The sequence below is a fragment of the Alteromonas sp. ABD4_190 genome, from assembly GCF_056160105.1.
Genome location: NZ_JBSWWN010000001.1, coordinates 599910 through 623870, shown reverse-complemented (window position 1 = coordinate 623870; position 23961 = coordinate 599910). Strand labels below are relative to the sequence as shown.

General features: G+C 44.3%; 26 protein-coding genes. 18 read left to right on the top strand and 8 right to left on the bottom strand.

Annotation, left to right across the window (positions count from 1 at the left end; genetic code table 11):
- Positions 1–2: 2 nt before the first annotated feature.
- From pilV to ACXAFM_RS02790, 5 genes are read left to right on the top strand one after another with little or no spacing between them, the layout of a single operon-like run.
- Positions 3–626 carry a type IV pilus modification protein PilV gene (gene pilV / locus ACXAFM_RS02810; protein ID WP_474835545.1) on the top strand — a complete coding sequence of 208 codons (624 nt, stop codon included), beginning with the start codon at positions 3–5 and terminating at the stop codon, positions 624–626.
- Positions 623–1495: a PilW family protein gene (locus ACXAFM_RS02805; protein WP_474833184.1), complete on the top strand. Its 873-nt coding sequence runs from the start codon at positions 623–625 to the stop codon at positions 1493–1495. The genes pilV and ACXAFM_RS02805 overlap by 4 nt, the downstream gene beginning before the upstream one ends.
- Positions 1492–2055 carry a pilus assembly PilX family protein gene (locus ACXAFM_RS02800; RefSeq protein ID WP_474833181.1) on the top strand — a complete coding sequence of 188 codons (564 nt, stop codon included), beginning with the start codon at positions 1492–1494 and terminating at the stop codon, positions 2053–2055. Before ACXAFM_RS02805 ends, ACXAFM_RS02800 begins: the two co-directional genes overlap by 4 nt.
- Positions 2056–2065: 10 nt before the next feature.
- Positions 2066–6172 (top strand): PilC/PilY family type IV pilus protein, encoded by a 4107-nt coding sequence (locus tag ACXAFM_RS02795; RefSeq protein ID WP_474833178.1) that lies wholly within the window; start codon positions 2066–2068, stop codon positions 6170–6172.
- 2 nt (positions 6173–6174) lie between these two features.
- Positions 6175–6639 carry a type IV pilin protein gene (locus ACXAFM_RS02790; protein WP_474833175.1) on the top strand — a complete coding sequence of 155 codons (465 nt, stop codon included), beginning with the start codon at positions 6175–6177 and terminating at the stop codon, positions 6637–6639.
- Positions 6640–6646: 7 nt separating this feature from the next.
- Here ACXAFM_RS02790 and ACXAFM_RS02785 read toward each other — a convergent pair whose 3' ends face one another.
- Genes ACXAFM_RS02785 through ACXAFM_RS02770 form a run of 4 tightly spaced genes read right to left on the bottom strand, consistent with a single transcriptional unit; the run spans position 6647 to position 8985 of the window.
- Positions 6647–6937, bottom strand: coding sequence for a hypothetical protein (locus tag ACXAFM_RS02785; protein ID WP_474833172.1), 291 nt, complete (start codon positions 6935–6937; stop codon positions 6647–6649).
- An 8-nt stretch (positions 6938–6945) separates the two neighbouring features.
- Entirely contained in the window at positions 6946–7821 is an 876-nt protein-coding gene (locus ACXAFM_RS02780; RefSeq protein ID WP_474833169.1) for a hypothetical protein, read from the bottom strand.
- The gene (locus ACXAFM_RS02775) at positions 7811–8443 is read right to left on the bottom strand and encodes a hypothetical protein (RefSeq protein WP_474833166.1); all 633 of its coding nucleotides are present in this window, start codon (positions 8441–8443) and stop codon (positions 7811–7813) included. The genes ACXAFM_RS02780 and ACXAFM_RS02775 overlap by 11 nt, the downstream gene beginning before the upstream one ends.
- A complete protein-coding gene (locus ACXAFM_RS02770; RefSeq protein ID WP_474833163.1) occupies positions 8437–8985 on the bottom strand; it encodes a prepilin-type N-terminal cleavage/methylation domain-containing protein in 549 nt (182 codons plus the stop codon). The genes ACXAFM_RS02775 and ACXAFM_RS02770 overlap by 7 nt, the downstream gene beginning before the upstream one ends.
- Positions 8986–9063: 78 nt before the next feature.
- Here ACXAFM_RS02770 and ACXAFM_RS02765 point away from each other — a divergent pair, with 78 nt between their 5' ends.
- On the top strand, positions 9064–9459 hold the full coding sequence (locus tag ACXAFM_RS02765) for a type IV pilin protein (RefSeq protein ID WP_474833161.1): 396 nt from the start codon (positions 9064–9066) through the stop codon (positions 9457–9459).
- 9 nt (positions 9460–9468) lie between these two features.
- On the opposite strand, the gene ACXAFM_RS02760 is transcribed toward ACXAFM_RS02765, so the two are convergent.
- Positions 9469–10050 (bottom strand): GspH/FimT family pseudopilin, encoded by a 582-nt coding sequence (locus ACXAFM_RS02760; protein WP_474833159.1) that lies wholly within the window; start codon positions 10048–10050, stop codon positions 9469–9471.
- A gap of 337 nt (positions 10051–10387) precedes the next feature.
- Between ACXAFM_RS02760 and nadE the strand changes: the two genes are divergently transcribed.
- On the top strand, positions 10388–11224 hold the full coding sequence (gene nadE / locus ACXAFM_RS02755) for an ammonia-dependent NAD(+) synthetase (protein WP_474826676.1): 837 nt from the start codon (positions 10388–10390) through the stop codon (positions 11222–11224).
- 2 nt (positions 11225–11226) lie between these two features.
- A complete protein-coding gene (locus tag ACXAFM_RS02750) occupies positions 11227–11565 on the top strand; it encodes a P-II family nitrogen regulator (RefSeq protein WP_012517511.1) in 339 nt (112 codons plus the stop codon).
- 92 nt (positions 11566–11657) lie between these two features.
- On the opposite strand, the gene ACXAFM_RS02745 is transcribed toward ACXAFM_RS02750, so the two are convergent.
- Both ACXAFM_RS02745 and ygfZ read right to left on the bottom strand, forming a co-directional pair.
- Complete coding sequence (locus ACXAFM_RS02745) at positions 11658–12143, bottom strand: FKBP-type peptidyl-prolyl cis-trans isomerase (protein ID WP_474833156.1); 486 nt, start codon at positions 12141–12143, stop codon at positions 11658–11660.
- A 64-nt stretch (positions 12144–12207) separates the two neighbouring features.
- Positions 12208–13254, bottom strand: a complete 1047-nt coding sequence (gene ygfZ, locus ACXAFM_RS02740) for a CAF17-like 4Fe-4S cluster assembly/insertion protein YgfZ (RefSeq protein WP_474826671.1) — start codon at positions 13252–13254, stop codon at positions 12208–12210.
- 187 nt (positions 13255–13441) lie between these two features.
- On the opposite strand from ygfZ, the gene ACXAFM_RS02735 reads away from it, so the two are divergent.
- The 3 genes from ACXAFM_RS02735 to ACXAFM_RS02725 are packed head-to-tail and all read left to right on the top strand — an operon-like array spanning position 13442 to position 15102.
- Positions 13442–13693, top strand: coding sequence for an FAD assembly factor SdhE (locus ACXAFM_RS02735; protein ID WP_014950112.1), 252 nt, complete (start codon positions 13442–13444; stop codon positions 13691–13693).
- A 49-nt stretch (positions 13694–13742) separates the two neighbouring features.
- Positions 13743–14210, top strand: coding sequence for a hypothetical protein (locus tag ACXAFM_RS02730; RefSeq protein WP_474833154.1), 468 nt, complete (start codon positions 13743–13745; stop codon positions 14208–14210).
- Between the two features lie 13 nt (positions 14211–14223).
- Positions 14224–15102, top strand: coding sequence for a MaoC family dehydratase (locus ACXAFM_RS02725; protein ID WP_474833151.1), 879 nt, complete (start codon positions 14224–14226; stop codon positions 15100–15102).
- 231 nt (positions 15103–15333) lie between these two features.
- On the opposite strand, the gene nadB is transcribed toward ACXAFM_RS02725, so the two are convergent.
- Positions 15334–17019: an L-aspartate oxidase gene (gene nadB, locus ACXAFM_RS02720; RefSeq protein ID WP_474833148.1), complete on the bottom strand. Its 1686-nt coding sequence runs from the start codon at positions 17017–17019 to the stop codon at positions 15334–15336.
- A 197-nt stretch (positions 17020–17216) separates the two neighbouring features.
- On the opposite strand from nadB, the gene rpoE reads away from it, so the two are divergent.
- From rpoE to rnc, 7 genes are all read left to right on the top strand, one after another.
- Positions 17217–17795 (top strand): RNA polymerase sigma factor RpoE, encoded by a 579-nt coding sequence (gene rpoE / locus ACXAFM_RS02715; RefSeq protein WP_012518957.1) that lies wholly within the window; start codon positions 17217–17219, stop codon positions 17793–17795.
- Positions 17796–17894: 99 nt separating this feature from the next.
- Positions 17895–18476 carry a sigma-E factor negative regulatory protein gene (locus tag ACXAFM_RS02710; RefSeq protein ID WP_474833146.1) on the top strand — a complete coding sequence of 194 codons (582 nt, stop codon included), beginning with the start codon at positions 17895–17897 and terminating at the stop codon, positions 18474–18476.
- A 125-nt stretch (positions 18477–18601) separates the two neighbouring features.
- The gene (locus tag ACXAFM_RS02705) at positions 18602–19771 is read left to right on the top strand and encodes a MucB/RseB C-terminal domain-containing protein (RefSeq protein ID WP_474833142.1); all 1170 of its coding nucleotides are present in this window, start codon (positions 18602–18604) and stop codon (positions 19769–19771) included.
- A 46-nt stretch (positions 19772–19817) separates the two neighbouring features.
- Positions 19818–20267: a SoxR reducing system RseC family protein gene (locus tag ACXAFM_RS02700; protein ID WP_474833139.1), complete on the top strand. Its 450-nt coding sequence runs from the start codon at positions 19818–19820 to the stop codon at positions 20265–20267.
- Between the two features lie 291 nt (positions 20268–20558).
- The gene (gene lepA, locus ACXAFM_RS02695; protein ID WP_179984001.1) at positions 20559–22355 is read left to right on the top strand and encodes a translation elongation factor 4; all 1797 of its coding nucleotides are present in this window, start codon (positions 20559–20561) and stop codon (positions 22353–22355) included.
- The gene (gene lepB / locus ACXAFM_RS02690) at positions 22355–23257 is read left to right on the top strand and encodes a signal peptidase I (protein WP_179984000.1); all 903 of its coding nucleotides are present in this window, start codon (positions 22355–22357) and stop codon (positions 23255–23257) included. Before lepA ends, lepB begins: the two co-directional genes overlap by 1 nt.
- Positions 23257–23943 (top strand): ribonuclease III, encoded by a 687-nt coding sequence (gene rnc, locus ACXAFM_RS02685; protein ID WP_474805810.1) that lies wholly within the window; start codon positions 23257–23259, stop codon positions 23941–23943. The genes lepB and rnc overlap by 1 nt, the downstream gene beginning before the upstream one ends.
- The last annotated feature ends 18 nt before the right edge of the window (positions 23944–23961 follow it).

The window sequence follows — 23961 nt, the reverse complement described above, 5'->3', positions numbered from 1 at the left end:
TGATGCTAGTTAAGGAAAACCGCTTTCTAGAGCAGCGAGGTGCTGGACTTATTGAAGTCCTCATAACATTATTCATTCTTGCAATTGGTTTACTTGGCGTTGCGGCACTACAGTTTACTGGTTCATTCGCAAATAAAGACGCCATTAGTAGAACGCAAGCGGAAATGGTTGCTGCACAAGTTGCTGAGCGCTTGCGAGCAGCTGCGCGCCCCTCTACCACAAGCGATGGTATGGTTGTGAATAATGCCTATTTTAACGACGATACTTACAACTTTTCTACGCTCTCTGGCTGTAGTGGCAACCTTTACAAATGCTTCTGTTTGACGAGACCTGCGTCAGTTCCGAACTGTGAAGGCAATACCTGTACAGAGACTGAAATCGCAAATTATGATGGTTGGGCGTTATCTTGCGCCGCCGTTCAAACTAATCCTGAGACCAAAGTCGCTGTAAATTGTGATGACAATGACGGCGCGGATATTTACAGCTGCAGTGCTGGTTCGCGTATTGAAGTGTTACTTACTTGGCCGGTAACTTCTTCCGGTAATACAAAGTATACCTTGAACGCCCGGTGTAATGAGAGTACATCTGACAGCAATGCCTGTGTATTTAAGGATATTACGTTATGAGAAGGACTGCTCAATTTAAAAAATGTAATAAAGTTAGCGGGTTTACGCTAGTTGAGTTAATGATTACCTTGGTACTTGGTTTAGTAATATCTGGCGCTATTATCCAAGTTTTAGTGAGTAGCAGCGTAACCAATACATTTAACCAAGCGGTAGCTCAGGTTCAAGAGTCTGGTCGCTACATCATGGCTCGATTAACCGCTGAATTCTACGAGGTCGGAAGGTATGACACCGTATCCGCAACAATAGATGATTCAGTAGACATTATAAGTGAAGCAGCCTTTGTTCATAACAACCCTATTGCAGTACCTGGCGATTTTGTTAGTGAGGTAACCTTAGGCAGTGTTCAAGCAGCCTCGGGAGGTAATGATGATTTGGTGGTTAGTCTTTTGGCATTAGAAGATTGTACAGGGAACTCCCATGGTTATGCCGCTGGCGATGAATTCCACGCGGTCAATCACTATTATGTGGTGAACAACGAGTTAAAATGTACCGGATACGATGGCAGGGTATTGCGCGGTCTAAAAGCGCAAACCGTTTCACCTAACTCAGTAACGCTTCTTGACAATGTTGAGAGTTTTCAAGTGCAATTTGGCGTGGCTACAAGAACTGACACATCGAGCGGACAAGCCGTTATTTATGTTACGGCAGGTCAAGTTGAAGCGTTGAGAGACGCAAATCAACAGGTTGTTTCGTTGCGGTGGGCTGTGTTGCTTAAGAGCTACGAAAATGAGGCGCGCCTTTCAACACCTCAGGAATTCGCACTGTTAAATGAAGACTCTCGAACAATGGATACGGGTCATTACTATCAAGTATTTTCAAAAACATTAGCACTGCGAAATATGAAAAACTTTGTAAGGGGGTCAATATGAAGCAGCATGGCTTGGTTATGGTATTTGCACTGCTTGTATTGCTTTCAATTACTGTTCTTGGTGTTAGCGCTGTTACTAGCAGTCTTTCCCAATCTAAGATGGCGGTGTCAATGCAGCAAAGCGGTCTTGCGTTCGATGCTGCTGAGGCCGGTATTGCAGGCGTTTTCTTTGAATCAGAAGACGAATCACTGTTAACTGACCCTACAAAGACAGATCCGTTGTCTGAAGCAAGGCAGGGCAAGATTCTAGACCCGGAAGTAGAAACAATGAGCTGCTTTGATGAGGCTGAATGGACGGATCGTTACGTAACTAATGCGGGCCTTGGTTGGAACACTATGCATGATACCGACGGTACATATCAAACCGAAGTATCATCAAAGAGCTGGTCTAGAACAGCTTTTATTCGCGAGCAGGCCTGTCGCGGGTCTAGCAATGTAATAGGTGGAAGTAATATCAACTGTCACGTATTTCAAATACGCGGTTGTGGAAAAGTGGAAGGGAAGCCGACGGTAGTCGCCAATAGTTTGGCAGCGTCTGTGTTTGCTCCAGCAAATCAGTAGGTAAAGAAAAGTGAAAAAATTAACAAGTTACCTTGCATCAATAACGGTATTCAGCTGCATAGGATTTTCAGCTGTTGGCGATGACCTAGATATTTATTTGGGAAGTTCAAGTAGCACGGTTACCTATAAACCGAATGTTTTGTTCATCATGGATACATCAGGCAGTATGGGCAGTACGGATGGAACCGGCAAATCAAGGTTGTTAAGGGTTCAAGAAGCATTAAAAGAAGCATTAGACGGAGCCACAAACATTAACGCTGGCTTAATGCGTTTTTCTGACGATGGTGGGCCTGTGCTGTTCCCTGTTCGTGATATTGACAGCCCTATCAATGCAGCTTTGGTCGCAACTATCACAGGCGGAGATGACGATGCCTACGAAGTGGGAGGCTCGGTATCGCTAGATTCTAATACGCTATTGCTCAGCGACGGCATCGACACCGTTACCACTGGTTTACGTTTCTCTGATGTACCTATTCCGCAAGGCGCCGTAATAACCAGTGCAAAATTGCGTTTTACATCTGAAGAATTTGATATTTCATCCACTACATTAACGATATCTGCCGAAGCGGATGCTTCGTCAGCGGCCTTTACTGATAGCTCAAGCAATTTGAGCTCAAGAACAAAAACGACTGCTCAAGTTGAATGGGCCGGTGATAATACATTTCCTGAATATGGTGAGCTAGTACTTTCACCTGATATTTCATCCGTCATTCAAGAGGTTGTCGATCAGGCTGATTGGTGTGGCGGAAACAAGCTAAACATACTCATTGATGGTGTGGGGGCGAGTGCAGCTGCAAGCCGTGAAGCTTGGGCATTTGATGCAGGGTTAGGAGCCCCTCAGTTAGTCGTAGAATATGACGAGTCTACGGCAACAGGCTGCATGTTAGGCGACTATATTTATCAGGTAGCCAGCCAAGATGAAAACTATGAAGAAGACGATGATGGTGAAGGAAATACCGGTGATAGATTGGACTTTTCTTCTGATAGAAATAACTATATTGGCGTTCGGTTCAACGACGTCAAAATAGCGCAAGGCGCTGAGATAGAAGAAGCATATATTGAGTTCACGGCTCGCGGGGGGTGGTCTGGTACAGCCAGTACGCGTATTCGCGTGGTGAATGAAGACGATGCTCGTTCGCTTCACTATAGAAGTAGTCGTGAGGATAACCTAAGAGATCTTCCTAAAACAGGCTCGATAACTTGGTCTATGCCAGCATTCACGAATAAACTTTCCTATCGTACACCCGACATATCGTCGCTGGTGAAAACAATAGTAGATAAACCTGGTTGGGACGCAGGTAACAACATCGCTTTCGTATTCGACAGCTTCTCAGGACAACGTGGGGTAGAGTCATATCAAGGTTCACCTGGTGGTGCTGCAAAATTAATTGTGAAATTTCGTGGTAATGCTGTACCTGGTGCATCTTCTACCGTAAGACAGCATATAAAGAGCAAAGTAGATGAGCTGTCCGCTAATGGTTGGACGCCTATAGTTGACACCTTATATGAAGCAGCAAGTTACTACGGTGGACTACCGGTTTACTATGGGTTGCAGCGCGGAAGTAGATGGGTACCGAGCAACGTAAGACAACCTACGCGTGTCAGCCATCGCGACTCTTATGTGGGCTTAGATTCTGTACTCCCTTCTGGCTGTTCGGCCGATAATTTATCTAGCGAAGCCTGCGAAGATGAGTACATTCCAAGTGGTGCGCGGTATGTTTCACCTGTTACTGACCTTCAGTGTCAAGTAAACAACCACATTGTATTATTGTCAGACGGGGTAGCAAACAACAACCACAGTGTCGATGAAATCGAGAGTTTATTAGGTACATCTTGTGAGACCAGTGGTTTCACAGGGGGAGAGCGCTGTGGCGTAGATTTAGTTCGAAACATAAGCAGTACCGATACGTCTGTTATTGGGCCTAAGGTTATTACACATACGATTGGTTTTGCCTCAAGCAGCAGTGCAGATTCTTATTTAACAAAACTAGCTACTCAAAGTGGCGGTGGTTTTCATCCAGCAGATGATAGTACTCAACTTTTAGAGGCGTTTAAGTCAATTCTAAGTTCAGTTAAAAAGGTCAATACTACCTTTGTAGCGCCTGGTGTTGCGGTTAATCAGTTAAACCGATTGACTCACAACGATGAACTCTATTTTGCGTTGTTCAAACCAAGCGAAGGAGCCCTATGGCCAGGAAACTTGAAGCGATATAGATTGGACGGTCAGGCTATTGTTGATAAAAATGATGATGTTGCCGTTGATAGCGATACAGGTTACTTCGATGAAGGTTCACACAGTTATTGGTCAACACTAGAAGATGGTAATGATGTTGCCATGGGCGGCGCGGCGAGCAAGATGAGTGTTACTCGCAACGTTTATTTCTTTGATGGTCCAGGTGCCATTAAGACCACTGCAAACGCTATTCATGAAGACAACGTGTTGATTACGCCTGTAGATTTAGGTATAGACAGTGTTACCGATGCTGTAGCGCTTAGAGAAGCTTATCTAAAATGGGCTCGAGGAGTAGATGTCAAAGATAGCGACGGTGACGGTGATAACACAGATGTTAGACTGCAAATGGGCGACCCTATCCATTCGCAGCCTATTATCGTTGATTACGGTTCAGAGTCGGTCATTTTCATAGCAACGAACCATGGTATGCTGCACGCTTTTGACAGCGAGACGGGTGAAGAACTTTATGGCGTTATGCCTAAATCCCTGCTGTCTAATATTGGCGATTTTTATGACAACATTTCAACACGCGATCATACTTATGGACTAGATGGTGACCTAGTGTTGAGAATAGACGGCCCAAATAAGTATCTTTATGTGGGAATGCGTCGAGGTGGTCGTAATTACTACGTCTTTGATATTACTAATAAAACATCTCCTTCGCTTAAATTCATGATTGAAGGCGGTACTGCCGGTTTAGAAAAGCTTGGTCAAAGTTGGTCTCGCCCTATATTTACCAAAGTAAAAATTGGCGCTACAGATAAAAACGTCATGATTATTGGGGGAGGTTACGACGAGGATCAGGATGGCAGAGTCGTCAGAGGTTCAGACGCTGTCGGAAATGCCGTATTTATGTTTGATGCAGACACTGGTGCTCTCTTGTGGAAGGCGAGTAATACTGATGCTAATTTGAATATTGCCGATATGGAATACAGTATTCCTGCCAGAATTTCTGTTATCGATAGAGACAACGATCGTTATGCAGACCATATGTACGTGACCGACACAGGCGGGCAATTATTTAGGTTAGATATATACAACGGAGAGTCAGTGTCAAACCTAGTAAAAGGGCAGTTAATAGCCGACTTCAATGGTGATACCGCTGAAACTAACCGTCGTTTCTATTATGCTCCCGATGTAACTGAGATAGCGTTAGCTGACGAACTCTACTACGCAGTGGCTATTGGAAGTGGTTGGCGTGCTTCGCCGCTGGACACTGTAGTAAACGACAACTTCTACATGGTAAAAGATGAAGGGGTATTTAAGCGTGATAGCGACGGCAAATTTACATTTCCATTGGAAACCATTACTGAAAGTGATCTTTTCAACGCTACTAACCATGCGCTTACGAGTGATGACAGCAGTGAGCGAGAATTAGCTGCAGCAGAGTTCGCTAACAAAGACGGTTGGTTTATAAATATGTCTACCGGCGGTGAAAAAATCCTTGGTTCTCCGTTGATAATCGATTACAAGGTGTTTTTCACCAGTTATGTGCCGGCGGTCAGTAGTGAGAGTGCCTGTGCTCCGCCCACTGGTAATAGTAGGGCGTATTTAGTGAGCATGTTCAACGGCAATGCTGTTGCTGATATCAACAGAAATAATGTTGTAGACGCCAACGATAGATCGGCTGAACTTAATCAAACTGGTATTGCACCCGATGCCCGTATTCTAATTCAAGATATTACTAACCCCGTGGTTTGTCTGGGAACGGAGTGTGCATCTGCAGTTATTACTGACACTGAAGAGCCTGATCCAGACGCGCCTCCGGGCACTACGCCGCCAAGTGCATGCGTAGGGCAGTTTGCTTGTCTTGCTGAAAATATATTTGGTCGGTTCGAGCGTATTAAACGCGGAAGTTGGAATTCTAGTACGGAGCGAGAGTAATAATGCGAAGTAAACGCCACCAAGGCTTTACCCTTATAGAGCTTATGATAGCCGTTGCAGTGGTGGGTATTATAATTGCTATTGGTTACCCGTCATACAAAGGCGTTGTCGTAGATGGTTATAGAGGAACGGCGCAGGCAGACTTGCTTGCTCTTGCGTCTGCCATGGAGCGTCACAATAGCGGCACCTTTAGTTACAAAGGGGCTGCAAGTGGCGGTTCAGACACAGGAGAGCCAGCGATATTCGCCACTTACTCTCCCTCTTCTGAACCTGCGGCAAATAAACGCTATAATTTAGAAATTTCTGCAGCAACTGCTGGTGCTTACGAAATAAGAGCTGTACCTGTGAGTGGAAGCTCACAAGCTGGAGATGGTACGCTGTTTTATTTTAGTGATGGCCGTAAGGCGTGGGATAAAAACAACAGTGGTGGTGCTCCAGGCTCAGATGAGTACTGCTGGTCCTGCTAAAACTTCGTTACAACGGCGTCAATTCGCCTAGATGTTGAATATCGGCCCATACTTGCTCATATTTCATATCGAGTAAGTGGGCCTCTTCTTTAGTTAATCTTTTATTGTGGTCAGACTTACTCTCAATTATCGCCTGCCAAAGTAAAGTGCTTTGAATATAACTGTCTAGCAGAAATGTACTAGAAGTGCTTAGAATAAATAGTATGGTGAGCACTTCAAAAAAAGAACTGCCTCGTTGGCCTATACTTGCAATTTTAGCTACTCTTTGTGTTCTTTTTATTGCTTTAAGCTTTTTCATTTACACCTCTATTGTTGTATCCATGAACTCGGTACTATCATTGTCTTTGCTAAGTTCGGGTGTTGCTGCAGACTTAAAAGTATTTCTTCACTGTAAAGCAAATCGCCGTCTATTCGTTCTGTTAAAGTATCGAGAGACGCATAAGCACCGTTGAGGGTGGCCGCGTTATCAATGCGAAATTCATGTGTTTCGCCATTGTTGATAACCAGAATTAAGCCGTAAAATTTAGCATCTGAGCGCAACCTAAAATCCCCATTTTTAACAATAAGCAAAATGGGAGAGCTTGCACTCCCGTGTGAAACAGCATGTTTCTCAATAGCGCAATCACCATTTATCCAGTACACAGTTGATATAGGAAGGTCACTACAATCTGTGTGAACAGATATATCAGCAAAATAGTTTGGCGAAATTTCAAACCATTTTCTATTAAAAAGAGTTTGGCTTATGTCTGCGGAAGCTTGGTTTATTTGGTGATCGCTTAACCGCTGAAGTAATGCGGGGTAGCGTACTGTTAACACGGAAAAGTTTAGTTTACCTTTTCTTAGCGTTATATCGAATAGAGTGACTTGCTGGTTCTTTTCACCTCTTAATGCAGTCTGATTTATTGTCAAAGTCTCATCAACTGTAGAAAATCTCTTTTCTGTTTCTTCCGGACCAAGCGTGCGAAGAGATTCGACAACGTCTTTCATTTTCTTTTTTACTTCTAGTCTAAGCTCTTGCTCCCTCCTGTTAAATTTTTCAATTTGGTAAAATTGGTCAACACTTTTTGCACTACCGACAACGACAAGCGTTGAGGTTAAGAGGAGTATGCAGACTACGGCTAGCGCTATTCCTCCGTATTGAAAAGCTTCTGCGTGATGTTTATGTATTGTTTTATATTGCATTGGGTACTCCTACAGAGAAAGTACGTGTAATTTCTGTGCCAGCAAGTGTTTTTGGCGTTGCGATAATTTCTACCCGCAATAATGTTCCCCAACTTGTTGATTTAACTCTAGAGAAGGATAAATGGTTTATGCTCATGGTTTTCACGTCAGTTAAATCAAACCAGCCTGGCTCAGAACACGCTTTTGCTTCAACGCGATATTCTATGGCATTGTCTCTTAGTCGATAGCCTAGGAACTCTTTGTCTTCAGCATTAATAGTTCCGTCATGATTTTTATCGTAGCCGAACGTGATACAGCTGTTATGCATTTCTTTGGGATATGCTGAGAGATTAATCGTATCGACAGGCGGTATTGGTTTGCTAGTTAAATCAAGTGATGTAAGGGCAGTGTAGTTTGCTTTTGAAATGGATTGTGTTAGCACACTCTGAATAGCTCTCATATCATCTTCAATCATACTAGAAAGTTGTAATTGAGCATTAGTCGTATGTAGGCGAGATAAAAATGATATAGCAAGAGACACTAGCAGCATAGAAAGAGAACTCGCGACCATTAGCTCAACGAGAGTAAACCCCATAATAGTTTTTGATGTCGACAGTATTCCTTGGTTTTTACTTCTCAGCACGGTGCCACCCCGCTGATATGACTGTCAGAACATGTTCTTACGCGACCCAAAGTACTTATCACGGTTTTCCCGGTGTAATGTTTTGAAGAAATGAATAGCGTAGTAGCTCCACCGAAATCTAATGTGCCGAGGGGAGTGAATGTTGTGCTTTTTTCCTTCTTACTTGAGGTTTCTAGCGTCACTCGGCTTGAGTTCAATTTGAGTACGGTAAAGTCGGTATCGCCATCGCAGGTTGTCGTGTCATTACAACGGCAGCTTGGTAGCCTACTCACTGAAATACAATTGTTACTACCTCCCATTGCGCTAACATGAACTGGAGTTTTGTGAATAAGTGCGCTGATACGTGCACTCTTAGTGAGCTCTGCTACTTCTACTAAAGCTTGCTTAAACTGAGTTTGTTCGTGCCAGGCTTTAAAGGAAGGTGCAGCAGATAAAGAGACAATGCTCATTATGGCTATAACCAGCATGACTTCTAGAATGGTGTATCCATTGCTAAGGCCCCATGTTTGCCGGCAACTATATTTGTTATCTTTTAAAACCATGCTTTAGTCCGGTTATTAGGTAATCGGTTAGTTGGTACTGTTAATGTATCTACAAACTACTCACAGGGAAGCTGTACGATGGAAGGGATTTTAAATAAGAAAGTGTGGGGGATTAGCGCCTCAAAGGGGATTACACTGATAGAGTTACTAGTTGCACTTGCGTTGGTGGCAATATTATCGAATATAGCAACGGCGGGGTATCGTTCAATAGTTCAACTATCTTCAAAGATGAGTGCTAAAAGCTACCTACTCAAACTGCAGTCTATACAATCAAGGCAGTGGTTGCGAAAAGGGAGTTATCTTTCGCTTATTGATATGCCTGTATTGGAATTAGATGAAACAGAGGTTAAGCAAGATTACTTAACCTCTGAAGACTACAGTTTTACAGTTAACTTAATGTTTATGGAAGAGGGAAGTAAGTGCAGGGCACTTAGCATTAGCGAAGCCAAACGCTGGCCAGAGCAATGCTGGTAGCACATCAGCTTAACTACAAGAGAGCGCTGAACCTGATAGGTCTTCCTTTGTTCCATCTCCATCGCCATCAATTGCGACAGAAATTCTGCCGAAAAGGGAAAGGATGACAGCAGATGCATAAGTAGCATCATTGTCTTTAGGACAAATTGTGATAGTCGCTGCGGTGTCTATAGCGCCCTGCTCGTCAAAAGCTATGCTACCTGATATACCATATATGAGGTTGGCGCTGTTTATAGGGTCGCTGGTAAAAAGTATGGTTTCGTCACTGTCTCGGGAACCATTTATATTTCTATCTATAAATGCCATTTTGGCATTTGACCAGTCAGTTTCACAGTCTTCATAGTCAGCCGTGGGGCAAAGGATAACCTCAGTTTGCTCATCCACTGCAGTAAAGCGTGCACGTTGAGCTACAGCACTTAAACTGTTTATGTCAGCAGTGATTCTATTTTTGATGATAATACTTTGAATGCTAGGCCCAACGGCTGTCACTAAGATTGCGACTATGGCCACAGCTACAAGTAGCTCTAGAAGGGTGAAGCCTCGCTGATTATTGATATAGTTTGATTTCTTGTTAAGTCTATTTTTGCGCATTATTTGCTTAAATCTCTTTTATATGTGCGAATTCCTCATCTTTGGTGAGGCTCGTTCAGTATTCGCGTTTAACTTCCTGTCATTCTTGTAATTTACATGGTGGGCGAAGATGCATCAATGGTTATCTTTTTACGTTAAACTAAAAGATAGTTTATGATCGTATCTCATTGCGTGAATAAGCATTACTGAACATACATAACAGCTATAGCCTAAGTGCGATTTGTGCCATCAAGAATCGCGATATAGAAAAGTAATAAGGCAGGATAGTACTAACATCTGAGCTCAGATTGTCGTACTATTAACTAATTGAACTCCTCAACAATACGTGGATATTACAATGCAAAAACAAGCAGTTATTGATGAAATGAAAGTGCTGCCTGAAATCGATGTGGAATATGAAGTTGCACGTCGAGTATCGTTTATCAAAAAGCAGTTGCTTACCTCTGGTTTGAATTCACTGGTGCTGGGTATTAGTGGGGGAATTGATTCATGTACGTTGGGGCGTTTAGCTCAATTGGCTGTGAATGAGTTAAACGATGAACATCACGAAAACTACCAGTTTATAGCCGTACGCTTGCCGTATGATACGCAAGCTGATGAAGAAGATGCACAGAAATCTATCGAGTTTATTCAGCCCTCTCATTCTCTTGCAGTGAATGTTAAGCCAGGCGCAGACGCAATTCATGCCTCAACTTCACAAGCCCTCGCTAACGCCAACCTTCTTCCTGAAAGTGATGCGAAGCAGGACTTTGTGAAAGGAAATGTTAAAGCACGTACCCGTATGGTTATCCAGTACGAAATTGCTGGGATGGTTGATGGGCTTGTTTTAGGTACAGACCATTCGGCTGAAAATATTACAGGGTTTTATACCAAGTATGGTGATGGAGCGTGTGATTTAGCCCCGTTATTTGGGCTTAGTAAGCGCCAAGTCCGTGCAGTGGCAGCCCATTTAGGTGCACCGCATAATGTAATCACTAAAGCGCCAACCGCTGACTTAGAAAGCTTGTCGCCACAAAAAGCTGATGAGCAAGCGCTAGGCATGTCTTACGACCAAATCGATGACTTTTTAGAAGGCAAGCCTGTTTCTGCAGAAGTGGAAGAGAAATTGCTCTATATTTATGAGCGTACACAACATAAACGTGTACCAATTCCAACAATTTACGATGAGTTGTAGTCATGAAAAAAATTGAAGCTATCATTAAACCGTTCAAAATGGACGATGTTAGGGAAGCGCTAGCTGAAGTCGGTATCGCAGGGATGACAGTGTCAGAAGTGAAAGGGTTCGGACGCCAAAAAGGTCATACCGAGCTTTATCGCGGTGCTGAATACCAAGTTGACTTCCTACCTAAAATCAAAATTGAGCTTGTGCTAGATGATGACCGCGTTGAACAAGCGGTAGAAGCCATTCAGTCATCTGCTAAAACGGGCAAAATAGGTGACGGCAAAATTTTCGTTTATAGCGTTGAAAGTGCTGTGCGTATTCGTACCGGTGAGCAAAACGAAGACGCAATTTAACGATTTGGTTAATTACTTCACAAATGAAAAAGGAGCCGCTGGCTCCTTTTTTATACAGATTCAATATTAATTGAAAATAAAGGGGAAGTGGCTTAGTGGTCGTGACCACAACCGCCTTCGCTGTGCACATGACCGTGCTCAAGCTCTTCTTGCGTAGCTTCACGCACGTCTACAACCGTTACATCGAACGTCAACGGAATACCTGCTAGCGGGTGGTTACCGTCAACAACAACTTCTTCGTCAGTTGTTTCGATAATGATCACAGATTGCTCACCCTGCGGGGTAGTGGCACGGAAAGACATACCAACTTCAACATCCATACCGTCGAACATTGAACGAGGTACGGTTTGAACAAGTTCATCAGAACGTTCACCGTAAGCCTTCTCAGGGTTTACAGAAACGTTGAAGCTGTCATCTTTTGATTTACCAATAAGTGCATCTTCTAATCCTTCAATTAAGAAGCGACGGCCTAAAAGTACAACTAGCGGCGATTTACCTTCTGAAGAGTCTAGCGTTGTGCCGTCTTCGGTAGATACGGTGTAGTGTAGCGTTACAACGCTGTCAGAAGTAATTGTCATAACAAATCCTATCTTGGCCCTATGATAAAAAAAGGGCAATAAATTTAATGCAGCAGTAAACTGCTTATCGACGTTTTTTCACAATATTGCTTGCTTGTTGCTCAATACTGTACGGCAAGCTATTAGGGTAACAGGTAATGGCGTGGTTATCAGCCAGTCTGTGTAAATCTTCGGTGGTAGTGTCGTTATTTAACACGGCAATAAACCAGGTTTCGTTATCGAGCGACGCAACATTCAGTACTTTACCCGCTATACGCCAATTTTCGCCTAATTGCTTTTCAAGACTGTCACCAGGTTTGATATCTACTTGTTCTTCAAGATTAAAGCTGTAGGCAGCACGTTTGTTTTTACCCAAAAATCGTGTTCGCGCAACCACTTCTTGCCCCATGTAACAGCCTTTATCGAAGTCGATACCGTTAAGCGCCTGCACATTAATCATTTGTGGCACGTATTCCGCTACCGCTTCACCCTGTACTAAGGCGTGCACGCTTTCAATCTGAATGGCGTCAAACACAACGTGGGAATAACAAGCTACAGTTTTTGTCTCAATTAACGTGTTTAATTGCTTTGTGCCGGTTTCATCTAAAAGAACAACAATGCCTTTGCGAGTAGTGTTGGCGACAAATGCCACGCCATGCTCGCTTTCTATTTTCGGCAGCATAACTTTATCTGCGGTATCGCCCTCAACAAGTTGTGCGACTTCATCGCTTGAAAACAGTTGTCCTAATAGGGCGTTTACCTCATCAGACTTTGCAGCATCGAGTGAAATGAAGTAAGTGCTGTAAGCCTGCGAGTCGTCAACGATATCGACCTTAGAAAACACGCCATACTTATTTAGCTGGGCTAACGAATGGCTGCCCGCATCATCATTTGTCAGCATCAATAACTTGCTTAAGTGTCGGGTCACGTACCCCGTAGACCACGTCTTGCCTTTGTTGTCACAATGCGCAAAATGCCTGGCAGTGTTTTCGTCTAGCTTATTAATGTTGACCGTAATTTGCCCCTGAAGGTAACTGTCGGCCTGTTCTCCTTCCAAAGAAATTATCATGGTGTTCGAAAGCTTGACCATAAATTCTTGAGGAAGATTTTGTAATGCTGCGATAGATGTCATATTCACCACTGTAAAGTTCGCTGTATGTACTCAAGGTATGGTAAAACCAGCAATATTCAAGGGTAATACGCACTAATGTAAACAGATTAAGTTCTATTTAGTTTGTCTATCCGACCAAAAGAGCAGTGATCCCCAGCCGTAGGACATGGTATTATTGATGGCGAATAAAAAACGGTATAAAAGACATATGTTTGAGCCCAAAAGACTAGCCCGATTAAAGTGGGCGTGCCGCAGAGGCATGCTAGAGTTAGATGTACTATTGCTTCCTTTTGTAGAAGAAGCCTTTGACTCACTAAGTTACGAAGACCAAGAAACATTTGAACGTTTACTTACTAGTGATGACCCGGATTTGTTTGCTTGGATAATGGGGCATCAAAAGTGCGAAGACCCTGAATTAGCCGCCATGGTGGCGACTATTGTTAACCGTGTCAAAGTATAGAGTTAGCATAAAGCATAATAGATTTAGAAAAGTATTTGGGGAATTATGCGTGGCCGTTTGCCTTATGGCGGCACTATGCAGTCTTCCTCAATACCTATGGTCTTGGCTGAGTTTCACCGCAGAATTAGTGTGCATAGTTGCCGTGGCTACGTTAATGATAGTCTGGCGTCTTTATGATGCGTTTAGTAACAATATTTCTACTACTCAATATGCACTCTCTTTGACCAGCGATGGTATTATTCGCGCTATTGACGATAGTACGCTCCCTTTGGAACCAAGAAGCACGACCATGCCCAGTGTGTTAGCCGATGCTTTATCCGATGGCACATCGATGAAGATTCATCAGTCTTCCCAGTTATTTACTTGGGGAATGTGCATTAACGTGTTGCGTCATAAACGGCATTGGTTTGAAAAAGGTCATAACCATTTGACGTGGGTCTTAAAAGGTGAGTGCTGTGAGGCAGACTACCGCAGGTTGGCAAGAGCCATTATTTTCGCAAGAAAAGCGACGCCTTAAAGGAATTTAACAGATGTTTCGTGAGTATACTAAAGCGTTATTCAAACGCGTTGACGCAAGGCAACTTATGCAGTTTAAGCCGCCTACGTTGCCGCAGCGCATATACACAAAAACGCTCAATGTCGATAACGTGCACTATGCTTCTTTTTGTCAAGAAGTCGATTGGCCGGCGAATGAGCATGCTCATCCTCTTTATTTGCAGATGCTTTCGTTACCGTTACAGATGCAATGCTTGCTAGACAAACAAAGCCCATTTCCTTTACTAGGTCTTATTCATGCTGCGAACAAAGTGTTTGTGCTAGAGCATTGTGATTTAAGCGAGCCATTTGAATGTCGTGTGCGTTTTCACGACGTGAGACCCCATAGCCGCGGGTGGGAAGTGGATGTTATGTTAGAAGCACTTCAGTCGGGGAATCTGGTCTATCGGGCCATAAGTAGCTATTTGGTGAAAGTTAAAGCCGTTCATGTAGCGCCACTTGGCCCAAAAACCGACCTAAACGACGAATGTAACCTAGAAGATAGAGGGTTAATTGCTGAAATTAATGCATCGGCAAATACGGGGCGACGCTACGCTAAGCTTTCGGGCGACTACAACCCTATTCACTTGTCTGCCATATCTGCCAAAGCCTTTGGCTTCAAACAGCCCATAGCTCATGGGATGTGGACTTTATCTCGTGCAGTGTCAGCGTTTGTTACTCACCAAGAGTACAGTCAATCCATCACCGTGAAAGAAGTAAATTGTCGCTTTAAAAAGCCTGTCTTCTTGCCTAATAACATTCATATTCAACAACACTGTAAAACGGATACTAGTGCGCTGTTAGACGTAACCGATAGTGACGATAGCCTTGTACATTTATCAGCGAGCGTGGCGTTTAATCAAGAAAAACTCTAAAAGGGTGATAGCCCTGAACTGAATATCAAATCCAGGGTTAAGAAAAGGCATCAGAAAGAGTGAATGAGAGAGCATACAAATATGCTCTCTTTTTTTGGGGCGTTTTTCAATAGCACTGTTTGCATGCAAGTACTGCATTCTTGCAGCATCTATTCGCCGCTTTGGGTGGCGTTTTTAATTTAAACGTAAGCCCTAAATAACCCTACACTAGCAAGCGTGTATCGCTATATGCTAGTCGGCGCCAGAAAAGCTGTCTTGAGTAATTAATAAACCTACGTCAGAGCCCGACAATTGCTTTCTTGGAGTAAGAATCGTGGGAACCGGATTATCTAATTGTTCAGGGTGGTCCAGATTGAAATGTAGGCCTCTGCTTTCCTTTCGCTCCATTGCACATCTTACGATTAACTCAGCAACAGTTACTAAGTTTCTAAGCTCTAGTAGGTTATTACTTACTCTGAAGTGTGAGTAGTACTCAGTAATTTCTTGCTCTAAAAGTTTAATACGGCGCATTGCTCGTTCAAGGCGCTTATCAGTGCGTACAATACCTACGTAATCCCACATAAATAGTCTAAGTTCGTGCCAGTTATGCTGAATAATAACTTCTTCGTCTGAGTTTGATACTTGGCTTTCATCCCACGGCGCAATAGCCTCTTCACAGTCTGCCTTGTTAAGGTTTCTAATTATATCGTCTGCAGCGGCACTGGCGAACACTACACATTCAAGTAAAGAGTTAGACGCCATACGGTTAGCACCATGTAGACCCGTGTAAGCGACTTCCCCGATTGCATACACATTATTTAAATCGGTTTTAGCATTGAAGTCGGTCATTACCCCGCCACAGCTATAATGTGCAGCAGGTACTACTGGAATAGGTTCACGGGTAATATCGATACCAAGAGAGCGGCACTTACGATAAATATTAGGGAAGTGCTTAACGATAAAATCAGCAGGCTTGTGACTAATATCTAAATACATACAGTCAGCGCCTAATCGCTTCATTTCATAGTCAATAGCGCGGGCGACTACATCACGGGGCGCTAGGTCGCCTCGTTTATCAAATTTGTGCATAAAGCGGGTGCCATCGGCGTGGCAGAGATTTGCGCCTTCTCCGCGCAGCGCTTCAGTAATTAAGAAATTACGAGCCTGCGGGTGGAATAAGCAGGTAGGGTGGAATTGGTTAAATTCCATGTTAGCTACACGGCAGCCTGCGCGCCATGCCATGGCGATGCCGTCACCACTTGATACGTCAGGGTTAGATGTATATTGATAAACTTTGCTTCCACCGCCAGTAGCCAAGGCTACGAAAGGCGCGCGTATCACTTCCACGTGTTCTTGTTGTCTATTCCAAACGTAGGCACCTACAACACTGTTTTTTTCCTCTTTTGAAGGGATAAGATCAATGGCGTTATAACGCTCAAAAACGTGAATGTTTGGGTGAGTCGATACCGCGTCATTCAATGTAATCTGAAGTGCTTCACCTGTGGCGTCAGCGGCATGAAGAATTCGGCGGTGGCTGTGCCCACCTTCGCGGGTAAGGTGAAAGCGTTCCTCACCGGATTCACTTTTCTCTGTATCAAATGGCACACCGTAGCCGATGAGCCACTCAAGAGAAGCCTTTGCGCGTTCTGCGGTAAATCTCACAGCAGGCTCTTCGCATAGTCCTGCGCCTGCGGCAAGCGTATCTTTTACGTGTGCGTCTATAGAGTCTTGTTCATCGAATACTGCGGCAATACCGCCTTGTGCATAGCGGGTAGAACCTTCATTGCGGTCACTTTTACTAAGTACAATAACCTGACAATGGTCGGCAAGCTTAAGCGCTAAGCTCAATCCTGCTGCGCCACTCCCAATAATCAATACGTCACAACGATGTTCTATTGCATTTGATGTGGAAGTTAGTGAAGACGATACAGATTTCATGTATTTTTATATCAATTCAAACGAGCAAAGGTTTGGCAAGTCTAAAGGATGAGTAGCAAAACACAATCATTCTTGCCCCCTGACTTGAGCATTTTTTAAAATATTTAATGCTTATACAGAACTTTTGTAAAAAGAACGCGTCTATACACATGCTTGTTAGAGCTATGGTGTAGTTGAAGTAGGGAGTAATGGCTCGAATGAGCGAGCAGATAACCGACCAACAACTGGTCGAAAAAGTACAGCGTGGCGATAAAAATGCGTTCAACTTATTGGTAACTCGTTATCAACATAAAGTGATGCATCTTGTTTCTCGCTATGTGAAAAATACCGGTGACGTTGCTGATGTAACGCAAGAAGCGTTCATTAAAGCATACCGTGCCTTACCTAATTTTCGTGGCGACAGTGCATTTTATACTTGGCTTTATCGGATTGCGGTAAACAGCGCCAAGAACTATCTTGTATCTCAGGGGCGTAAGCCGCCTGCAAGCGATGTTGACGCCGACGAAGCTGACTTTTACGAAGGTAGCGATGCTTTAAAAGAGCAATCAACACCAGAGCGGAGCCTGTTATCTGAGGAAATTGAAGAAACCCTGTTTAAGGTAGTTGAAAAGCTGCCGGACGATTTACGCATGGCAATTACACTGCGTGAGATTGAGGGGTTGAGCTATGAAGAAATCGCGAATGTAATGTCGTGTCCTGTGGGTACGGTCAGATCCCGTATTTTTAGGGCCCGTGAGGCGATTGATAAAGTTATTCAACCGTTGTTAGAAAACTAAAAAGAAATAAAATCAAAAAAAGATGAACTTTCTTTTTTCCACGATGACTAACAGCTGTGTTAGGGTAGTTAACGATCACTTTGATCTGGAAATGAATATATGACGCAACAGCAAGAAAAATTGTCCGCATTCATGGATGGTGAGATAGAAGGCAATGACATCATCGATGCAATTAAGCACGATGAAGCGCTTCAGGCCAAATGGCAACGTTACCATGTGTATCGCGGTGCAATGCGAAAAGAGGCAAGCGTTGCTCCTCAGTTGGACATTACCGCAAGCGTAGCAGCTGCGCTTGAAAACGAGCCAGCCATAGTCGCACCTAAACGCTCGCGCTGGCAGTCAATACCACTCGTTGGCAGTGTCGTTCCTTTTGCGAAGCAGTCAGGTCAGTTTGCAGTGGCTGCATCTGTGGCAGTGGCAGTTATTTTTGGTGTTCAGTACACCAATAAAGAAGCACCAACCGAGCCATTTATGACAGCGCCAACAATTGCACCTCAAGGCGGATTGTCTCCAGTGAGTTTGGAGCAAACCCGAACCTTACCGCGCAACGATATGAACGAAATGCTTGAGAAAAAGCGTAAAATAAATGCGCTAATTGCTGACCATGAGCAGCAAATAAAACTTAAGCAAGCGCAGGAAGAAGAGAGTGAAAACGAGACAAGCGGATCAGAGCGTCCATAGATTATCGTTGAGCGAGTCAAAATGAGTTAAAATGTGCACTTCGTTCCCAAGTGCGATGAAGATGCATTTTATATTTTAATCATACCAGCATATACTGCTGGTATGTTTGTTTTAAGGCGGGAATAATGCGCTGTAGTTCTATCCTTGCACTTTTTTTCATTTCGGGCGGGGCTATCAATGCCACGTTTGCCCATGCAACGACACCCAGCGAGGTGGCGAATTCTTCTGTTACAAGAGTTCAAGCAAATAGTGTTAGCGATGCTAAATCAGAAGATAATCCCAATACCAGCACAAACGTTCCCCAAGGGGAGGGTGTTCAGCAGGGAGAAGGGCTTCAAAGGCAAACTGAACAAAGTCTCAACGAGGAAAACGCGTCTGCTTCACCCACGCCTCAGCTTCAGTCGGCAAGTCAGTGGCTGGCTGAACTTAAAAATATTATTACCAATGCCAATTTCCAGGTGTCTTTTGTGCAGACTGTCGCAGGAAAGGAAACGGTTCCTTATCTGTGGCGGCATGGGATAATGGGGGATGGTTCTGAACTAGAGCAATTAAACCTTCAAAATGGGCCTGGTCGCGAGCTTATTCGCGTTAATGACGTAGTGAGCGTATTTGAACCCGACGTTCAACCTTACAGCCTACGGTCAAAGCATATAAATGGTCCAATACCTAGTGCATTGCTCTACCACCCAGAGCAACTCAGTTCAGCCTATGAGTTTGTCGCTGTTGGAAGAGCGCGGGTGGCAGGGCGTTCAGCACAGCAAATTCGTATTGTCAGCCGAGATAACACACGGTTTGGCTATCAACTATGGCTCGATGAGTCCTCTGGTATGTTGCTGAAGCTTAATATGCTTGATTTGCAAGGGGCGTTATTAGAGCAAATTCAAGTTACCGCCTTTGCCATATCGCCTGAACCTGCGGAATATTTCTCGCGAATAAACTCAGCATCATTGCCAGCGCCTATGGCTTTGAGTAATACCCCAAGCCGAGCACACAAATGGGATGTCACATATTTACCTTCGGGCATGCGAGAAATAAAGCAAGATACAAGACGCCTAGCCTTAACAGGTCAAGTAGTAGAATATAAACTCTTTTCGGATGGCCTAGTGGACGTATCTGTTTATGTTCAACCAGCCGAAGATGCGCTCGGCGAAACCCTTGCGTTACGAAACGAAGTCAGCACCTTTTTAACGCTGACCGACGGGAAAGCCCAAGTGACGGTAGTAGGGGATATTCCACTACAGACTGCTAATGCTATTGCTACGTCTTTACGACCTGTTGCCAATGCAGGGCAATAGAGAGCTAGGGTTTAGCAGTGCTTTAATACGGTAATAAAGAGCGAATATGATTAAAGAAACCGCCACTGTAGTTGCCGTTGATGGTGATACGGTAACAGTTGAAGCGGCAATTAAATCCACCTGTAATGCATGCCAGGCCCAAAGTGATTGTGGTACCGGTGTCATTTCTCGTGCTATTGCACCTAAGACTCAGCAATTAACTTTACGTACGCCTATGCCAGTACGGGTCGGTCAGCAGGTGACTGTGGGCATACCCGAAGCGGGTATTTTAAGTGCGTCGGCTTTCTTATATTTGTTACCGCTAATTGCTTTCATTGGCGCGTATTCAGCTTTTATATCACTGCTTAGCTCCACAAGTTTTAACCATGAATTATGGGCGCTGGGTCCAAGCGCTTTGGCGACTTTCCTGACTTACAAGCTCATTGCTTACAAGTTACACCGAGTTGAGCGCACGAAATATCAACCCGTTTTATTAGGCCAGCAAGGCCTGAACTGAACGAAGCACCTGCTCATAAGTAGGTTTAGCTCTTTTTATTTGCTCATATACGCTGTAGAGCCCCAAATTAGCAGTGCTTTACATGCTTCAAATTTCAAGGCATGCGGGTAAAGCCACGCCAAGTTGCCACTTTTATACGCTTTGCGTGCATGGGCATTAAAATTTCCGCTATGCCAATTCGCTTTTCGCGCCAGAAATGGGTAAAATCCGCACGCGCTGCGTATAAGCCTTGAAGCAAGGCAAGCAGCATATTTTGTTTAATGAATTTTTCTGCAGGTAATTTCCAGCATTATGCAACAATCGCACATTCGTAACTTCAGTATTATCGCCCACATTGACCACGGTAAGTCTACGCTGTCAGACCGTCTAATTCAGCACTGTGGAGGGCTAACCGATCGCGAAATGGCCGAACAGGTTCTCGACTCAATGGACCTGGAAAAAGAGCGCGGTATTACTATTAAAGCGCAAAGCGTGACGCTGAACTACGAAGCACGCGACGGTGAAACCTATCAGCTTAACTTCATCGATACACCAGGACACGTTGACTTCACTTATGAAGTATCTCGTTCATTAGCAGCCTGTGAAGGTGCACTACTTGTTGTTGATGCCGGCCAGGGCGTTGAAGCACAGACGCTAGCAAACTGCTACACCGCTATCGAGATGGATATGGAAGTGGTACCTGTATTGAATAAAATTGACCTGCCGCAGGCTGAACCAGACCGTGTTGCAGAAGAAATTGAAGACATTGTCGGTATTGATGCACTTGACGCTGTTCGCTGCTCAGCGAAAACAGGTATTGGTATTGAGGATGTGCTTGAAGTTATTGTAAATAAGATCCCTCCACCAGAAGGCGATCGTGAAGCGCCACTTAAAGCATTGATTATCGATTCGTGGTTTGACAATTACCAAGGTGTTGTTTCATTGGTAAGAATCGTGGAAGGTCAGCTTAGCAAGAAAGACAAAATCCAGATAATGTCTAACGGACAAACTCACCAAGTGGATAAGATTGGTGTGTTTACACCTAAACCACTAGATACGGGTACCTTAAGAGCCGGTGAAGTTGGTTTCATCATTGCCGGTATTAAAGACATTCAAGGTGCACCAGTGGGTGATACTATTACCTTGGCTCGCGAGCCTGCTGAAGCTATGCTGCCGGGCTTTAAGAAGGTTAAACCTCAGGTTTATGCGGGTATTTTCCCGATAAGCTCAGATGACTACGAAGACTTCCGCGATGCCCTTGCTAAACTAAGTCTGAACGACGCTTCACTATTCTATGAGCCAGAAAGCTCAGCAGCGCTTGGCTTTGGGTTTCGTATTGGATTCCTTGGCATGCTGCACATGGAAATTATTCAAGAGCGTTTAGAACGCGAATATGACCTTGGTCTCATTACCACAGCACCTACGGTAATTTACGAAGTCGAAACGACCAAGGGCGAGACGCTTACCGTAGATAGCCCGGCTAAACTGCCGCCAGTAAACGATATCGCTGAAATTCGTGAGCCTATGGTTGAAGCCAACATTCTTGTACCTCAAGAATACCTAGGCAACGTTATTACGCTTTGTGTTGAGAAGCGCGGTATGCAAACCAACATGACATACCACGGTAAACAAGTGGCGGTAACGTACGAGCTGCCAATGGCTGAAGTAGTGCTTGATTTCTTTGACCGTTTGAAATCTACCAGCCGTGGCTTTGCGTCGCTTGATTACAACTTCAAGCGCTTCCAAAGCTCAGATATGGTACGCGTAGATATTCTAATTAATGGCGAGCGTGTGGATGCACTAGCGGTAATTACGCACAGAGAAAACTCTCAGGGACGTGGTCGTGAATTGGTAGAGAAGCTTCGCGAGCTTATCCCACGCCAGATGTTCGATATCGCTATTCAGGCGGCTATCGGTAACCATATTGTTGCAAGAAGTACGGTGAAGCAGCTGCGCAAAAACGTAATCGCGAAGTGTTACGGCGGTGACGTAAGTCGTAAGAAGAAACTACTTCAAAAGCAAAAAGAAGGTAAAAAGCGAATGAAGCAAGTGGGTAATGTTGAATTGCCACAAGATGCGTTCCTTGCAGTACTTAAGGTGGGCAAATAATGGCAAATTATTTCTCCTTAATTTTGGTGGCACTCACCTTAATAACAGGACTAGTCTGGCTAGTGGATAGCCTAGTGTTTGCGCCAAAGCGAAAAGCGCGTTTACAGGCTGCAGCGACTGCAGAGGGTGCGGGCTATGGAGAAGACCCTCAGCTGCCGTACTTGGTCGATACTTCACAACAGATATTCCCTGTTATAGCTTTCGTTTTGGTATTGCGCTCCTTTTTATATGAGCCGTTCCAGATTCCATCAGGTTCAATGATGCCCACGTTATTGGTGGGTGACTTCATTTTAGTTGAGAAGTTTGCGTACGGAGTAAAAGACCCTGTTTTCAGAAGTAAGTTAATTGAAACGGGTGTGCCAGAACGCGGTGATGTAGTGGTTTTCAAATACCCTGAAGAACCGTCAATAGACTACATCAAGCGCGTAATCGGTTTACCGGGCGATACCGTGGTTTATCAAAATAAGCAGGTTTACATCAAACCTAAGTGTGAATCTGGTAGCAATTGTCCAAAGTTAAAAGCAGTGCCGTTAACGTTCCAAGAGCGCGGTGAGTTTGTACAAGACATGGCGCAACTTATGCGTTACACCGAAGATTTAGGCACAGTAGAGCATGATATTCTACGCCACCCCGTTCGCGAAATTTCACCAGTTAATTTCTACACTCAACCGGGAACCCGAAGTAACGAGTGGATAGTGCCAGAAGGTCAGTATTTCGTACTGGGCGATAACCGTGATAATAGCCGCGATAGCCGTTTCTGGGGTTTTGTTCCAGATGCAAACTTGGTTGGAAAAGCCGTAGCAATTTGGATTTCTTTTGAGTTCGAGCGTAGCCCTTCAGACTTTCTTCCTACGTGGGTTCCAACAGGTATTCGATTCGAGCGTGCAGGTGGCATTCATTAATGCAGGGAATTGATAAATATCGTCGTCTTTACAAGGCGATAGGCTACACATTTACCAATGAGGCGTTATTAGAGCAAGCGCTTACTCACCGCAGTGCAGCCAAACAACACAATGAACGCTTAGAGTTTTTGGGCGATGCTATTTTAGGCATGATTGTGGGGGAAACACTGTTTAAGCGTTTTCCAACAGTACCTGAAGGCAAGCTTACCCGCATGCGCTCCACATTAGTTAAAGGCGAGACGTTAGCTGAACTCGCTAAAGAAGCCAGCGTGGGTGAATTACTCAACTTAGGGCCAGGTGAGCTTAAAAGTGGCGGTCATCGCAGAAGTTCGATTTTGGCTGATGCAGTTGAAGCTATCTTAGGTGCTATTTATCTCGATTCAGGTATGGATGAAGTGCGTGGCGTTATCGACCGTTTGTGGGAGACTCGCATAAACAAGCTCGACCCTAACGCCCACCCTAAAGACAGTAAAACACGTCTTCAGGAATTCCTGCAAGGTCGCAAGCAGCCATTGCCAACGTACGAGGTGCTGTCTATTTCCGGTAAAGACCATGCGCAAACTTTCGAAGTAAGCTGCAAAGTAGAAAGTCTACCAAAAGCAGTCGTGGCGTCTGGCAATAGCCGTCGTAAAGCAGAACAAGAAGCTGCTCGTTTAACATTGGAGAAGCTTGATGACAACGCATGATGAGTCAAAGTTGCCCGA

Coding starts and splice junctions, on each gene's coding strand:
- ACXAFM_RS02770 (WP_474833163.1), bottom strand. CDS start 8,985: ATGGTTTTAAAAGATAACAAATATAGTTGCCGGCAAACATGGGGCCTT.
- ACXAFM_RS02760 (WP_474833159.1), bottom strand. CDS start 10,050: ATGCGCAAAAATAGACTTAACAAGAAATCAAACTATATCAATAATCAG.
- ACXAFM_RS02710 (WP_474833146.1), top strand. CDS start 17,895: ATGACGCAACAGCAAGAAAAATTGTCCGCATTCATGGATGGTGAGATA.
- rnc (WP_474805810.1), top strand. CDS start 23,257: ATGCAGGGAATTGATAAATATCGTCGTCTTTACAAGGCGATAGGCTAC.
- ACXAFM_RS02800 (WP_474833181.1), top strand. CDS start 1,492: ATGAAGCAGCATGGCTTGGTTATGGTATTTGCACTGCTTGTATTGCTT.
- pilV (WP_474835545.1), top strand. CDS start 3: ATGCTAGTTAAGGAAAACCGCTTTCTAGAGCAGCGAGGTGCTGGACTT.
- ACXAFM_RS02765 (WP_474833161.1), top strand. CDS start 9,064: ATGGAAGGGATTTTAAATAAGAAAGTGTGGGGGATTAGCGCCTCAAAG.
- lepA (WP_179984001.1), top strand. CDS start 20,559: ATGCAACAATCGCACATTCGTAACTTCAGTATTATCGCCCACATTGAC.
- ACXAFM_RS02735 (WP_014950112.1), top strand. CDS start 13,442: ATGTTTGAGCCCAAAAGACTAGCCCGATTAAAGTGGGCGTGCCGCAGA.
- nadB (WP_474833148.1), bottom strand. CDS start 17,019: ATGAAATCTGTATCGTCTTCACTAACTTCCACATCAAATGCAATAGAA.
- ACXAFM_RS02725 (WP_474833151.1), top strand. CDS start 14,224: ATGTTTCGTGAGTATACTAAAGCGTTATTCAAACGCGTTGACGCAAGG.
- lepB (WP_179984000.1), top strand. CDS start 22,355: ATGGCAAATTATTTCTCCTTAATTTTGGTGGCACTCACCTTAATAACA.
- ACXAFM_RS02705 (WP_474833142.1), top strand. CDS start 18,602: ATGCGCTGTAGTTCTATCCTTGCACTTTTTTTCATTTCGGGCGGGGCT.
- ACXAFM_RS02785 (WP_474833172.1), bottom strand. CDS start 6,937: ATGAAAAAGCTTAAAGCAATAAAAAGAACACAAAGAGTAGCTAAAATT.
- rpoE (WP_012518957.1), top strand. CDS start 17,217: ATGAGCGAGCAGATAACCGACCAACAACTGGTCGAAAAAGTACAGCGT.
- ygfZ (WP_474826671.1), bottom strand. CDS start 13,254: ATGACATCTATCGCAGCATTACAAAATCTTCCTCAAGAATTTATGGTC.
- ACXAFM_RS02790 (WP_474833175.1), top strand. CDS start 6,175: ATGCGAAGTAAACGCCACCAAGGCTTTACCCTTATAGAGCTTATGATA.
- ACXAFM_RS02805 (WP_474833184.1), top strand. CDS start 623: ATGAGAAGGACTGCTCAATTTAAAAAATGTAATAAAGTTAGCGGGTTT.
- ACXAFM_RS02700 (WP_474833139.1), top strand. CDS start 19,818: ATGATTAAAGAAACCGCCACTGTAGTTGCCGTTGATGGTGATACGGTA.
- nadE (WP_474826676.1), top strand. CDS start 10,388: ATGCAAAAACAAGCAGTTATTGATGAAATGAAAGTGCTGCCTGAAATC.
- ACXAFM_RS02750 (WP_012517511.1), top strand. CDS start 11,227: ATGAAAAAAATTGAAGCTATCATTAAACCGTTCAAAATGGACGATGTT.
- ACXAFM_RS02780 (WP_474833169.1), bottom strand. CDS start 7,821: ATGCAATATAAAACAATACATAAACATCACGCAGAAGCTTTTCAATAC.
- ACXAFM_RS02745 (WP_474833156.1), bottom strand. CDS start 12,143: ATGACAATTACTTCTGACAGCGTTGTAACGCTACACTACACCGTATCT.